The following is a 12,451-nucleotide window of genomic DNA, read 5'->3' on the forward strand; positions in this document are numbered from 1 at the left end:
GAGGGGCGAGGTCAGCGGGTCATGGTCCCCGCGTAGACGCCCTCGACGAAGCCGGCCAGCTGGTCGTCGGACAGGTGCTGGGCCAGGTCCGCCTCGCTGATCATGCCGACGAGACGCTTGTTCTCGATGACGGGGAGCCGGCGGATCCGGTGCTCCTCCATCTCCCCCAGCACCTCGCGGATGTCGGCGCTCGCCTCGATCCACCGTGGCGTTCCCTTGGCCATGTCACCGGCGGTCACCCGCGAGGGGTCGTGTCCCACGGCCACACAGCCGACCACGATGTCCCGGTCGGTCAGGATGCCGCACAGCCGCTCGTTCGCGTCGCTGATGGGCAGCGCACCGACGTTGAGTTCGCGCATGAGCTGCGCGGCACGGTCCAGCGTCTCGTGTGCGGGGATCCACTGGGCGCCCCGGTGCATGATGTCTCCGGCGGTGGTCATGAAAGTACCTCCCGGAACCGGACGGCCGGCGCGGCACGGGACGCACCGCATGTCCCGGCGCCCTTCATTCTCGCCGTCTCCAGGCAGGCACGCACCCGGAGGGCCACGAGCACCGTCAGTCCTTCCAGCCGCTCCAGGCGGGATGGTCCGGATCGTCCGCGCGGACCACCGTGTCGGCGGTGGCGTCCGGGTCGGACTCCGTCTCGTAGCGCTCGAAGGCGGGGAGCGTCCAGTGCTCCGGCTGCGGGGTGCGGCGGCGCAGGGCACCGGCCGAGAGCCGTACCCGCACGGCCTTGTCGAACGGGAACCAGTGCCTCAGCAGCAGCGGCCCGTGGACCAACAGGAAGCCGCCCGGGGGGAGTCGGTGGTAGGGGCTGCGGGTGGCGCGGTCGGTGACCGGGTCCCGCAGGTCGGGCAGGACCCGGCCGTCGCCGCCGGGTTCGAGGGGACCGAAGACCTCCCGCCACAGGGCGCCGGTGTCGAGCCAGCCGTCGTAGTAGGACTCGGGGTCCCGGTGGCCGTGTTCGAGGCGGACCGAGGCGGGGCGCAGGAATCCGTCCGTGTCGACGACGAGCGAGGCCCGGCCCCTCACGCGCAGGGCGTCACCCACCCGCCGGGCCAGGTCGCCGGGCCGGGCCGCCGGGGCGCCGTCGAACGCGATGCGCGGCCAGGGGCCGCCGTCGGCCGGCTTCAGGTCGAGCAGCCGGTCGGCGAGGAGGTCGCCGAGCCGTTCCCAGGTGATCGCTTCGAGTCGCACAGGACCCATGATGCCGCCGGTCGCCCTTCGGCCGCCGCGGGGTCGTGCGGTCCGCCGGCGGGGAAGGAGACGGGCATGGAACGGATCCCAACTCCGCCGCCGCCCAGCGGACTTCTCGTGTTCCAGTCGATCAGGCGCCGAAAGCGCTGCGCCCACTGCCGCAGGGGCCCGCTGCCGATGCTGGTGCTGGAACAGGGGGTGCCGCGCTGCCTGGACTGCGCGGACCTCGGGCATCTGGTGTTCCTGCCGCGAGGCGACACGGCGCTGACGCGGCGGTCGCGGGAGGCCAGCGCGCTGTCCGCGGTGGTGGTGCGTTTCAACCGGCGCCACGGCCGCTACGAGCGGCAGGGGCTGCTGGTCGAGCGGGCGGCTCTGGCGCTGGCTGAGGAGCGCTGCCTGGCGGACGCCGAGGCGCGGCGCAGGCGCCGGGCGCGGGACGCGCGGCGGCGGGCGGCCGAGGACATCCGGTTCGCGCAGGAGTTCGCCGCGGAGATCCGGCGGCTGTTCCCCGGGTGCCCGCCGCAGCGGGCGCACACGATCGCCGCCCACGCCTCGACCCGGGGAAGCGGGCGGGTGGGGCGCAGTGCGGCGGGGCGGGCGCTCACGGCGCAGGCGGTGACGGCGGCGGTGCGCGCCTCCGTACGGCACACGGAGACGCCGTACGACCATCTGCTGATGACCGGGGTGCCCCGGCCCGAGGCACGGCGGCGCATCGCGGACGCGGTGGAGTCGGTGCTGCGGGAGTGGCGGCCGGACGAGCGGGACGACACCTCGGGCGCCACGGCCCGGGACGCCTCGGCCGCCGGGACCCACGGCCCCTCGACGGCAGGCCGCTGACCTGCGGCGCAGCACGCCGCGGCACGGGCTTCCCGCCGAGCGGCGGTGCGGGCGCGGGCGTCGTATCGTGGCACGGAACGGTCCCGTACGCGTCCGCAGGGGGCTGCCATGGGCGATCCCAAGGGCTTCATGAACACACCCCGCGAGGACTGGCCCCGCAGACCCGTCGAGGAACGGGTGAGGGACTGGGACGAGGTGTACGTCCCCGGTGCGCTGCTTCCGATCATCAGCCGGCAGGCGGACCGGTGCATGGACTGCGGGATCCCGTTCTGCCACGAGGCCTGCCCGCTCGGGAACCTGATCCCCGAATGGAACGACCTGGTCTCGCGCGAGGACTGGCGGGCGGCGAGCGACCGGCTGCACGCGACCAACAACTTCCCCGAGTTCACGGGCCGGTTGTGCCCGGCCCCCTGCGAGGCGGGGTGCGTGCTCGCCATCAACCAGCCCGCCGTCACCATCAAGAACGTGGAGGTGGCCATCGCGGACCGGGCCTGGGCGGAGGGCTTCGCGCCGCCGAGGCCGCCGGAGCGGCTGTCCGGACGGACCGTGGCGGTCGTCGGGTCGGGGCCCACGGGGCTCGCGGCGGCCCAGCAGCTCACCCGGGCGGGACACACGGTGGCGGTGTACGAGCGGGCGGACCGCGTCGGAGGGTTGCTGCGTTACGGGATCCCCGCGTTCAAGATGGAGAAGCGGCATCTGGACCGGCGGCTGGAGCAGATGCGCGCGGAGGGGACGAAGTTCCGGACGTCGACGACGATCGGCAGGGACATCGGGGCGGCCGAGCTGCGGGCCCGCTACGACGCGGTGGTGATCGCGACCGGTGCGACGTGCCGGCGCGAACTGGACGTGCCGGGACGCGAGCTGGACGGCATCCATCAGGCGATGGACTATCTGCCGTTGGCCGACCGGGTGTGCGAGGGGGACCTGGAGGTCTCGCCGCTGTCGGCGGCCGGGAAGCACGTGGTGATCGTGGGCGGCGGGGACACCGGCGCGGACTGCCTGGGGACCGCGGTGCGTGAGGGGGCCGCGTCGGTGACCCAGCTGGACATCTATCCGCTGGCGCACCCGGAGCGGGACGACGACACGGATCCGTGGCCGACGTATCCGAAGGTCTACCGGCTCTCCGCCGCGCACGAGGAGGCCCGCGACCTGCGTTCGGCGCCTGCGGCGGACGCGGACGCCCGGCTCTTCGCGGCGTCCACGCTCCGCTTCGACGGGGACGCCGAAGGGCATGTACGGACGCTGCATCTGGTCGAGGTGGACGAGCGGCGCGATCCGCTGCCGGGCACCGGGCGGACACTCCCCGCCGACCTGGTCCTGCTCGCGCTGGGGTTCTCCGGACCCGACCGTGAGGACGGGCTGATCGACCAGCTCGGCCTCGCGCTCCAACCACGGGGGACGATCACGCGGGACGACGACTTCGCGACGAACGTGCCCGGGGTGTACGTCGCCGGGGACGCGGCGCGCGGTCAGTCGCTGATCGTGTGGGCCATCGCGGAGGGCCGGTCCGTGGCGGCGGCGGTGGACCGGCGCCTGCGCGGGGGCACGTCGCACCTGCCCGCACCGATCGGGCCCCACGACCGCCCGATGGTCGTCTGAGCACTCCGCTCGAGCGGAGTCAGGCGAGCAGGAAGTCGGCCGCCCCCGCCTTGGCCGCCTCGATGAAGGCGGTCATCTCGTCACAGGTGTAGATCAGCGCGGGACCGTCCGGGTCGGTGGACTGGCGCAGGGCGATCCGGCCGTCGGCGAGCTTCATCGCCTCCAGGCAGTTGCCACCGTTGCCCCCGCTCCACGGCTTGTGCCAGCCCTCGCTGCCCAGGTCACGGGCGGGCATGCCGTTGTAGACGGGTATGCCTGGCGTGATGCGGTCCATTACAGCTCCTTGCGGAGATCGTCGAGAATCTCCTTCGTGCGGTGTGCCGTGGCGGCCTGGGCCGCCATGCGGTCCATGACCTCGAGATGGGTCGCCACCTCGGCCCGCGCATCCAGGTAGACGGCGCCGGTCAGGTACTCGCTGTAGACCATGTCCGGAAGTTCGGGCATGGCGAATCGGAACAGGACGAAGGGCCCGTACGTGCCGGGATGCGGGCCCGAGGAGAACTCGAGGACCTGCAGCGTCACATGGGGCAGTTCCATGACCTCCAGCAGGCGTTCGATCTGCGCGCGCATCACCTCGGGGCCGGTGACCGGGCGGCGCAGGGCCGTCTCGTCCATCACGACCCAGATGCGGGGCGACTCCTCGCGTGCGAGCAGGTCCTGGCGCCGCATGCGCAGCGCCACATGGCGTTCGATGTCCTCGGGGCTGGTGCGGCCGATGGCGCCGGATCGCAGCACGCCTCGCGCGTACTCCTCGGTCTGCATGATGCCGGGCACGAAGTGGGGCTCGTACTGGCGGATCAGGGAGGCGGCGCCCTCCAGGCTGACGTACATCGAGAACCAGCCAGGCAGGATGTCGTGGAACCGCTGCCACCACCCCGGCTTGTTCGCCTCCTCCGCGAGCAGTACGAAGGCGTCGGCCTCGTCGTCCGCGACCCCGTAGGCCTTCAGCAGCAGTTGGAGGTAGGGGATCTTCAGGCCGACCTCGGCCGTCTCCATACGGCGGATGGTGGCGGGGGCGACGCGCAGGACCCGCGCGGCGTCCTCCCGCTTGAGGCCGGCACGTTCACGCAGGTCAAGGAGGCGTCGACCGAGGACGACCTGACCGACCGTCGGCGCCGAACGCGGCTCGCTCATCGCCGCACCCCTCCCGTGCTCCTGCTTCCCGACACCCCGTCGGTACGGGCCGTCGGTACCGGCCGAAACCTTTCCGCACCGGGTCGCCGTGCCGCACCGGCACGCGGACGCGGTGCGCGAACCGCAGGGCCGGGCGAGTGGGCGCGGACACGCGAGAGTCCGGGCCCGGTTCCCAACCGGCATAGATCGGCCATCTGTTGCGAGCAGTCTGCCATGCGGCCTCCCGCCGTCACACAGCACTCTGCAATTTTCAGAGTGACCCTTGCCAAGTGTTCGGGTCGGGGCGATAGTGGCAAGCGTGATTCCGCCCACGCCGTTAGGAACAGACGCCCCCTCAGGCCACCCCGCACCGTACGCCACCGCGGGGCCCGTCCCCGGCTCCACCGCCGGGCGCCGGTTCCGGTTCGAGCTGGCCGCGCACCCGGGCTCCGTCGCGCGGGCGCGGCAGCTGACGCGTGCCCGTCTCGGCGTCTTGGCGGTGTGCGAGGACACCTGCGAGACGGCCGCCCTGGTCGTCTCGGAACTGGTCACCAACGCGATCGTGCACACCGCCGGCGAGCGCGTTCTGTGCGAACTGAGCGACACGGACGGCGTGGTGCGCATCGCCGTACGGGACGAGGGGTGCGCTCCCGGCGAGCCGCGCCCCGTTCCGCAGCGCCCGGACGAGGAGCACGGGAGGGGATTGCTTCTCGTCGCGGGTCTGTGCCGGGCATGGGGAGTCCAGGAGACGGGTCCTGGACTGCTGGTGTGGGCCGAGCTCGAGGCGGGACGTCCCGCCTGCGCCGAGCCGCCCCTGTCGGCACACCCGTCCCGGGACCTGCCGCGTTCCGGCGGCAGGTCCCGGACGACCGGGGGCACACAGGCGCGGGGCGACCTCGGCTGGGGCGCCAGGAAGCCGCCGACGGTCGGGGAGGGGCGTTCCGACCCGGGCTGGGGCCCGCGACGCCCTCCGGCCGACGGGCGGGGCGCCGGCACGGACGCGCTCCCGGGCGTCCCGGGCAGGGGCGCTCAGACGGCGGCGGGGGCCGGATGACGGTGAGGCGTACGGGCCTCTCGGGGCCCGTGACCACGCCGGTCCTGGCCCTGGACTCGCTGGTCCGTCTCGGACGGGCCCGTCGGACGCCGACGGTGTCCCGAAGGCTTGCCCTGCCCGCCGGCATGACCTCCCCGCTCGGATGCGACGCGGTGGCCGTGCCCGCCCACCATGGGCCCCTGCTGCTGTCCCGGCTGCCGAGGGCGGGCTGCGTCTACGCCGACCGGGGCGAGTGGTGGTGGATCGTCCCGCGCGGCTCCGACGTCGTGCTGGACTGGCCCGCGCCCGCTCACTACGCGCCGGGCGCGTTCGTCCCGGAGTCCCTGGACGCCCCCGAGCTCATCCACCGCCCCGCCGGCACCGCCCCCTACACGCCGCCGATCCCGCTGTACGTCGCGCTGTGCCATCTGACGGGGACCGCTCCGGCCTGGTCACGCCCGCTCAGTGCCTGACCGGTCGGCGCCAGGTCGGGTGCCCGGGAACCGGTCGATCCGTGAGGCGGTCGCGAGCTTCCCGCCGGGGTACCGGTCCGCCGCCTCCACCCCCTGAACGACGACCAGGAACGCGTCCGTCGCGAGATCCATCACGACCTCCGCGGGCTGTCCCTCCAGACGGCGCGCCCGCGCGAACTCCTCCGCAGGCCATGATCCGCGCGGTCCACCGGCCGGAAACCGCTCCAGCACCGTTCGCCCGTTCACCACGGCGCACCTCCTGACGACTCGGCATCCTGACGAGCCGGTCCCGATCGGCTCATCAGGAGGAACGACTCGACCCGTGCGAACGGATCGTGAGGTGACGGCATTGGGACGAACCTGACACACGGTGTCGACGTGGAGCGGGCCCGAGGGCGTAGCCGGCCCCCGGGCCCTGTGATGCCGCCCATGTGGGCACGCCGGCACGCTTGAGGACCCAGGTCAGTCGTGATGTCGCCGCGTCCTGCCTTTGGACCATCGCGCATCGAGCTGCGCGAGCCGGACTTGAACCGGCATTTCGACGTCCGGGGCCTGGGCCCGTTCGATCCGGCGATCGGCGGCGAATACTGAATCTGGAGCAATAGTCTGAGATTGATCGCGGTCTGCCTCTGCCGGGTTGGGCCACCGCGGCAGGAGTGCGCCGCGGGGAGGACTCGAACCTCCACTGGGACCGCGCAGTCACGACAAGCCTCAGTTTCAGCTTGCGCTCCTCGCGCACCCCGACCGCGTTCGGTGCGGCCGGGGAGTTCGTGAGACTACCCGAACAGGTAGCCGAACACCGCGTCTCCGACCCGCTGGTCGGCGACGTCCACGCCGTTCGCCTCCTCACGGGCGAACTTGACGGCCTGCTGGAGCCGCTCCACGCGGTCGAGCAGTTCGTTCACCCGCCGGGCGGGCAGGGCTCCGGAGAACTTCACGGTCGTCCAGTACCCGACCGGCACGTCCTCGTAGTACACCTCGACCTGCGCCGGGTGCTTCTCGGTGGCCTCGGCCTTGACGTGGTTGCGGGGCACCTTCTTCGTCCGCAGGGTGCGCACCGGCTCGGTCTTCCAGGCGTCCGTGGACGGGTCCTGGGTCCAGAACTCGGAGGCGTCGAGCACCGGCAGCTTGCGCACGAAGGTGTTGAGGTCGACGAGCTGCTTCTCCAGGAAGAGCAGATACGAGACCGGGACATCGGCGATCAGCACGCGCCCGTCCACCGTCACGTCCGCCGTGGCCGCGCAGTTGGCCCAGTCCTTGGTGGCGGTCACGTCGAACAGCCGCGTGAGGGTCGCGGCGGTCTGCCGCAGCACGTCCTCGGCCTGCACCTGGACCCGGGTGGACTCGGGCGGCAGCTGCTCGCCCTCCTCGTCCTTGGGGCTGGTACGTACGCGAGATGCCGGCCAGCAACGCGGGCTTCTGCAGACCGTGATGAGCGGCCGTCAGGTCCTGGTGCGACTTGGACTTGACGCCCTTCTCGACCGCGATGATCTGATTGAGTTTCGCCACACCGCAGACGGTAGCAACGAGACCGGGAGTGGTTCGAAGGATTATTCGACCAAGGGGGCGGACCGCAGGGGCTATCGGCCGGGCTCCGGCGCGGGTTCCGGCACCGTGGGCAGGCCCGCCGTGTCCGCCGCCGTACGCAGCACGTCCCGCAGCATCCGAGGCGTGAGGCGGCCGGTGAAGGTGTTGCGCTGGCTGACATGGAAGCAGCCGAACAACTCCACTGCTTCCAGCGGCACCCTGGCCCCGTGTCCGAAGACGGGCCGGGGTCGGGGCAGTGGGACGCCCGTCTGCGCCAGGGCGGTCAGGGTGGACTGCCAGCCGAAGGCGCCGAGGGCGACCACGCACCGCAGGGTCGGGCGCAGCAGCCGCAGTTCCTGCACGAACCAGGGCCGGCAGGTGTCCCGCTCCCCGGGCGTCGGCTTGTTGGCGGGCGGGGCGCAGTGCACGGGGGCGGTGACGCGCACCCCGTACAGTTCGAGGCCGTCGCCGGCGGACACCGACGTCGGCTGCGACGCCAGACCCACGGCGTGCAGCGCCTCGTAGAGCACGTCTCCGGAGCGGTCCCCGGTGAACATCCGGCCGGTCCTGTTCCCGCCGTGGGCCGCGGGGGCGAGCCCGACCACGAGCAGGCGCGCGTCCGGCGGCCCGAAGCCCGGCACCGGCCGCCCCCAGTAGGTCCGGTCCGCGAACGCGGCCCGCTTGGTACGGGCCACCTCCTCGCGCCATGCGACCAGGCGGGGGCACGCCCGGCATCCCGTGATCCGCTCGTCCAGCCTGGCCAGACCGCTGCCGTCCATTCCTCCACGGTAGGCCGCGGGAGCGCGGGCGACGGCGGGGAGGGCGCCGTCGCCCCGCCGCGCGCGGAAAAAGCCGTCCGGTCCGCCGGTGCCGGGAGGCTAAGGTCGACGGCATGGCTGCACCAGGTGTGGAGGAGAACAGGGCGGAGAAGGGCGTCGGCGCGGACGCGTCCCGTCCGGTCGCCAGGGGCCGGGACACCGGGGCGGCCCACCGTCCGGCCACCGGCGCGGCGCGGACGAGCCAGGGCGCCGACGCCCCGGGCGCATCCGCCGGGGCGGCCGCGGACACACCGCGCCCGGGCTCCGAGACCTCACGCACCGGTACTCCGCGCACCGAGGCTTCGGGCGCCAGGGCCTCGGACACCGGGACCTCGGACATGAAGACCGCCGCCGCGGTGACCGCCGCCGAGGCCGCCGGGCCGCAGAGCGGCGAGAGCGTGCGTATCGACAGCTGGATCTGGTCCGTGCGGTTGGTCAAGACCCGGTCGATCGGCGCCACCGCCTGCCGAGGGGGCCATGTGCGGGTCAACGGCGAACGGGTGAAGCCCGCCTATGCCGTGCGTGTCGGCGACGAGGTGCGGCTGCGCCACGAGGGGCGCGAACGGGTGGTCGTGGTGAAGCGGCTGATCCGCAAGCGGGTCGGCGCGCCGGAGGCGGTCCAGTGCTACGTCGACAACAGCCCGCCTCCGCCGCCCCGCGAGGCGGTGGCCCCGGCCGGGCTCCGCGACCGCGGCACCGGTCGCCCCACCAAGCGCGACCGACGTGAGCTGGAACGCCTCCGCGGCCTGGCGGCAGCCCCGGGCAGCGGCTTCGCGAGCGCCCTCGGAGGCCGGGGGCGCCCTGGAGGCCAGGGCCGCTCGGGGGCGCAGGGCCGTCCCGCGGAGAAGCGGCACCGCCCGGGCGACCGGAACCGGTCCTCCGGCCGGGACGACACCACGGATTCCGGCAGCCCGCGGGACCCCGGAGGCACCGGGGAGTCCTGACGGGCCGGGGACGGAGACGGGGACGGCGAGTGGCTGTGGACGCCCGCTCGCCGGCGACACCTCCACCGCGCAGCCGTCCGGCGTGACGGCGCCGGGGCCGGTCCCCTGATATCCGTCCCGCGTGTTTGTCCTCATGCCGATTCAACGGGCGGACCCACTCGCCTGGTTTCCGGCATGCCATCACTCGATGGGGTGACAGTTCGAGAAGAGAACGAATGTTCTCCATCGGAGACCGGGCGACCCGCCGGGCTCCTTCTTCCGTGGTGCAGGTGCGCGGCGGAGGGTACTCGTGGTGGGAGGAACGGTGGTGCCCATGCGCACAGGCAGTGAGCCGACGACGGCGCGCAGTGCCCTGCGGGCGCGTTTCTGGCTGAGCGTCTGGGGCCTGGTGTGGGCGACGTTCGGCACGGTGGTCTTCGCACTCGTCGGGCAGCCCGGCTGGGCCGCCGCCTGCGGCGTGCTGTGGCTGGTCGTCTCGGTCGACCTCGCGGTGATCCTGCACCACATCCACCAGGGCCCGCACTGGCAGCCCGGCCGCCAGATCCCGCCGTACACGCCCCCGGAGCACCACGACCGCTGACGGTGGCGGTGGCGGGCGGCACGGTGGGCGCGCCTACGACTCGAAGCGTGCCGCCTTCAGATAGCGCGGGTTCGGGTCGAGCGCGGCGGCCAGCCGGAAGTGCCGTTTGGCCTCGTCGTGCCGGGCTTGGCGCTCATAGGTGCGGGCCAGCGCGAAGTGCGCGAACGCGTTGTCCGGCTCACGCTCCAGCACGATGCTGAACTCCAGCTCGGCGGGGCGCAGTTGCGCGGCGGCGAAGAAGGCTCGGGCGCGCAGAAGCCGCGCCGCCGTGTTCTCGGGGTGCGCGGCTATCACTCCGTCGAGCAGCTTCACCGCGCCCCTGGGGTCCCGCGCGGCGAGCAGTTGCTCCGCGGCGCGGAAGTCGATCACGTGGGTCTCCGGAGTACGTCCGGCCGGATCGCTGTTCTCGGGCACGGCAGAATCCTTCCCTCGCTGGACCCGTTCAACGCCCCCCGCCTCGCCCGCTATTCCTGGGCGTCCCGTGCCCTGCGGCTGAGATCCGCCCACACCGCTGCCACGCTCTGCTCCAGCCGCTCCAGGGGAACGTCGTTGTCGATGACGACGTCGGCGATCTCCAGGCGCTTCTCGCGCGTCGCCTGGGCGGCCATGCGGGCGCGCGCGTCCTCCTCGCTCATGCCGCGCAGCCGAACGAGCCGGTCGAGCTGGGTCGCGGGGCTCACGTCGACGACGACCACGACGTCGTAGAGGGGAGCCAGCCCGTTCTCGGCCAGGAGCGGCACGTCATGGACGACCACGGCATCCGCCGGCGCCGCCTCCTCCAGCTCCCGGGAGCGGGCGCCCACCAGGGGATGCACGATCGCGTTGAGGGCGGTGAGCTTCTCCGGGTCCGCGAAGACGATCGCGCCCAGCGCCGGGCGGTCCAGCCCCCCGTCGGGCAGCAGGACCTCCTGGCCGAAGGCTTCGACGACCGCGGCCAGCCCGGGAGTCCCGGGCTCGACCACCTCGCGTGCGATGCGGTCCGCGTCGATCAGTACCGCCCCGTACCGCACGAGCAGTCGGGACACCTCGCTCTTGCCGGCGCCGATGCCGCCGGTCAGGCCCACGGACAGCATGGCCGCGCCTCCACCTCCCAGCCCCGCTGCCGCGGGGAGAACCCGTCGCCCCCGATCACGTCCCACCGGTCAGGGCGACCGGGTCGCCTCCGTGCGGGAGGGGAGACCTCCGTGCGGGAGGGGGGCCGGGCGGGGTGCGGTCATACCGTCCGTCACCCTAGCGGATCAGCTCTCGCCTTCCCGCTCCGCCAGGAATCGCTCGAACTCCTGCCCGATCTCGTCCGCCGACGGGATGTCCACCGGTTCGGCGAGCATGTTGCCGCGCGTCTCGGCGCCCGCCGCGGCGTCGTACTGGTGCTCAAGGCCCTGGATGAGCGCCACCAGTTCCTCGTCGCCCTCCTGGATCTGCCGGTCGATCTCCGTCTGCGTGCGGTGGGCGTCCGTGCGCAGGGCGTGGGCGACGCCGGGCAGGACGAGTCCGGTCGCCGCCGTGATGGACTCGAGGACGGTGAGCGCGGCATCCGGGTAGGCCGAGCGGGCGATGTAGTGCGGCACGTGCGCCGCCACGCCCAGGACGTCGTGCCCGGCCTCCATGAGGCGGTACTCGACCAGGGACTCAGCGCTTCCCGGCACCTGCGCCTCCTGGAAGGGGCTGCGGTGGCCCGGCACCAGGTCGGCGCGGTTGCCGTGCGGGGTGAGTCCCACCGGGCGGGTGTGCGGGACGCCCATGGGGATGCCGTGGAAGTTCACGGACAGCCGGACGCCTAGGCGTTCCACGATCTGGCGGACGGCGGCCGCGAAGCGCTCCCACTCGACGTCCGGCTCGGGACCACACAGCAGCAGGAAGGGGGCACCGGTGGCGTCCTGGACGAGGCGCACCTCGATGGTGGGCTCCTCGTAGTGCGTCCAGCGGTCGCGCTTGAAGGTGAGCAGCGGGCGGCGGGCCCGGTAGTCCACGAGCCGGTCGTGGTCGAAGCGCGCCACGACCTGCTGGGGAAGTGAGTCGAGGAGCCGGTCCACGATCTGCTCGCCGGTCTCCCCCGCGTCGATGTAGCCGTCGAAGTGGTAGAGCATCACCAGGCCCGCCGACTCCTGGGCGAGCGCCATGTCGACGACGGCCAGCCCCTTCGGCTCCCATGCGTACAAACCCTGCGGATCAAGCACCAGACCGCTCCTCCTCGTGTTCGTACTGCACAACGTGCGCCGGGGCATGGTCATTCCCGCTTCGGGCACACGTCCGGGGCTCGTCCGAGGCTCGCCCGGGCGGGCCCGGTGGAGGCGGGTACCGGCTCGCGGTCACGGACCGTCAGGAGCGCC

General features: G+C 73.0%; 15 protein-coding genes and 1 pseudogene. 6 read left to right on the top strand and 10 right to left on the bottom strand.

The genetic code is table 11. The annotated features are described in order from the left end of the window. Positions 1 to 11: 11 nt before the first annotated feature. Together AB0C59_RS25360 and AB0C59_RS25365 are read right to left on the bottom strand one after the other, a co-directional pair. Entirely contained in the window at positions 12 to 440 is a 429-nt protein-coding gene (locus AB0C59_RS25360) for a CBS domain-containing protein (protein ID WP_363008356.1), read from the bottom strand. 115 nt (positions 441 to 555) lie between these two features. After that, complete coding sequence (locus AB0C59_RS25365) at positions 556 to 1,206, bottom strand: uridine kinase (protein WP_363008358.1); 651 nt, start codon at positions 1,204 to 1,206, stop codon at positions 556 to 558. A 66-nt stretch (positions 1,207 to 1,272) separates the two neighbouring features. Here AB0C59_RS25365 and AB0C59_RS25370 point away from each other — a divergent pair, with 66 nt between their 5' ends. Together AB0C59_RS25370 and AB0C59_RS25375 are read left to right on the top strand one after the other, a co-directional pair. After that, positions 1,273 to 2,034 (top strand): DUF2293 domain-containing protein, encoded by a 762-nt coding sequence (locus AB0C59_RS25370; RefSeq protein ID WP_363008360.1) that lies wholly within the window; start codon positions 1,273 to 1,275, stop codon positions 2,032 to 2,034. Between the two features lie 108 nt (positions 2,035 to 2,142). Then, on the top strand, positions 2,143 to 3,633 hold the full coding sequence (locus tag AB0C59_RS25375; protein ID WP_363008362.1) for a glutamate synthase subunit beta: 1,491 nt from the start codon (positions 2,143 to 2,145) through the stop codon (positions 3,631 to 3,633). Positions 3,634 to 3,652: 19 nt separating this feature from the next. Here the strand turns inward: AB0C59_RS25375 and AB0C59_RS25380 are convergent, their stop codons facing one another. Both AB0C59_RS25380 and AB0C59_RS25385 read right to left on the bottom strand, forming a co-directional pair. Then, a complete protein-coding gene (locus tag AB0C59_RS25380) occupies positions 3,653 to 3,907 on the bottom strand; it encodes a DUF397 domain-containing protein (protein WP_363008364.1) in 255 nt (84 codons plus the stop codon). Further along, positions 3,907 to 4,767 carry a helix-turn-helix transcriptional regulator gene (locus AB0C59_RS25385; protein WP_363008366.1) on the bottom strand — a complete coding sequence of 287 codons (861 nt, stop codon included), beginning with the start codon at positions 4,765 to 4,767 and terminating at the stop codon, positions 3,907 to 3,909. The genes AB0C59_RS25380 and AB0C59_RS25385 overlap by 1 nt, the downstream gene beginning before the upstream one ends. A 289-nt stretch (positions 4,768 to 5,056) precedes the next feature. Between AB0C59_RS25385 and AB0C59_RS25390 the strand changes: the two genes are divergently transcribed. Then, complete coding sequence (locus AB0C59_RS25390) at positions 5,057 to 5,800, top strand: ATP-binding protein (protein WP_363008368.1); 744 nt, start codon at positions 5,057 to 5,059, stop codon at positions 5,798 to 5,800. After that, complete coding sequence (locus AB0C59_RS25395; protein ID WP_363008370.1) at positions 5,797 to 6,252, top strand: hypothetical protein; 456 nt, start codon at positions 5,797 to 5,799, stop codon at positions 6,250 to 6,252. Before AB0C59_RS25390 ends, AB0C59_RS25395 begins: the two co-directional genes overlap by 4 nt. On the opposite strand, the gene AB0C59_RS25400 is transcribed toward AB0C59_RS25395, so the two are convergent. From AB0C59_RS25400 to AB0C59_RS25410, 3 genes and pseudogenes are all read right to left on the bottom strand, one after another. After that, positions 6,232 to 6,501, bottom strand: coding sequence for a hypothetical protein (locus AB0C59_RS25400; protein WP_363008487.1), 270 nt, complete (start codon positions 6,499 to 6,501; stop codon positions 6,232 to 6,234). The two genes, AB0C59_RS25395 and AB0C59_RS25400, sit on opposite strands and share 21 nt — an antisense overlap. 527 nt (positions 6,502 to 7,028) lie before the next feature. Further along, a pseudogene (locus tag AB0C59_RS25405) lies at positions 7,029 to 7,761 on the bottom strand (hypothetical protein). 71 nt (positions 7,762 to 7,832) lie between these two features. Next, entirely contained in the window at positions 7,833 to 8,558 is a 726-nt protein-coding gene (locus AB0C59_RS25410; RefSeq protein ID WP_363008372.1) for a uracil-DNA glycosylase, read from the bottom strand. A gap of 377 nt (positions 8,559 to 8,935) precedes the next feature. On the opposite strand from AB0C59_RS25410, the gene AB0C59_RS25415 reads away from it, so the two are divergent. Both AB0C59_RS25415 and AB0C59_RS25420 read left to right on the top strand, forming a co-directional pair. Beyond that, a complete protein-coding gene (locus AB0C59_RS25415; protein ID WP_363008475.1) occupies positions 8,936 to 9,541 on the top strand; it encodes an RNA-binding S4 domain-containing protein in 606 nt (201 codons plus the stop codon). Positions 9,542 to 9,854: 313 nt separating this feature from the next. Further along, entirely contained in the window at positions 9,855 to 10,121 is a 267-nt protein-coding gene (locus AB0C59_RS25420) for a DUF6343 family protein (RefSeq protein WP_363008374.1), read from the top strand. Between the two features lie 33 nt (positions 10,122 to 10,154). On the opposite strand, the gene AB0C59_RS25425 is transcribed toward AB0C59_RS25420, so the two are convergent. The 3 genes from AB0C59_RS25425 to AB0C59_RS25435 all read right to left on the bottom strand — a co-directional run bounded on the left by AB0C59_RS25425 (position 10,155) and on the right by AB0C59_RS25435 (position 12,298). Continuing rightward, positions 10,155 to 10,535, bottom strand: a complete 381-nt coding sequence (locus AB0C59_RS25425) for a tetratricopeptide repeat protein (protein WP_363008375.1) — start codon at positions 10,533 to 10,535, stop codon at positions 10,155 to 10,157. A gap of 50 nt (positions 10,536 to 10,585) precedes the next feature. Next, positions 10,586 to 11,194 (bottom strand): dephospho-CoA kinase, encoded by a 609-nt coding sequence (coaE, locus tag AB0C59_RS25430; protein ID WP_363008377.1) that lies wholly within the window; start codon positions 11,192 to 11,194, stop codon positions 10,586 to 10,588. Between the two features lie 165 nt (positions 11,195 to 11,359). Beyond that, positions 11,360 to 12,298 carry a PAC2 family protein gene (locus AB0C59_RS25435; RefSeq protein WP_363008379.1) on the bottom strand — a complete coding sequence of 313 codons (939 nt, stop codon included), beginning with the start codon at positions 12,296 to 12,298 and terminating at the stop codon, positions 11,360 to 11,362. Between the last annotated feature and the right edge of the window lie 153 nt (positions 12,299 to 12,451).

It is taken from the genome of Streptomyces sp. NPDC048664, from assembly GCF_040650555.1.
Classification (GTDB): domain Bacteria; phylum Actinomycetota; class Actinomycetes; order Streptomycetales; family Streptomycetaceae; genus Streptomyces.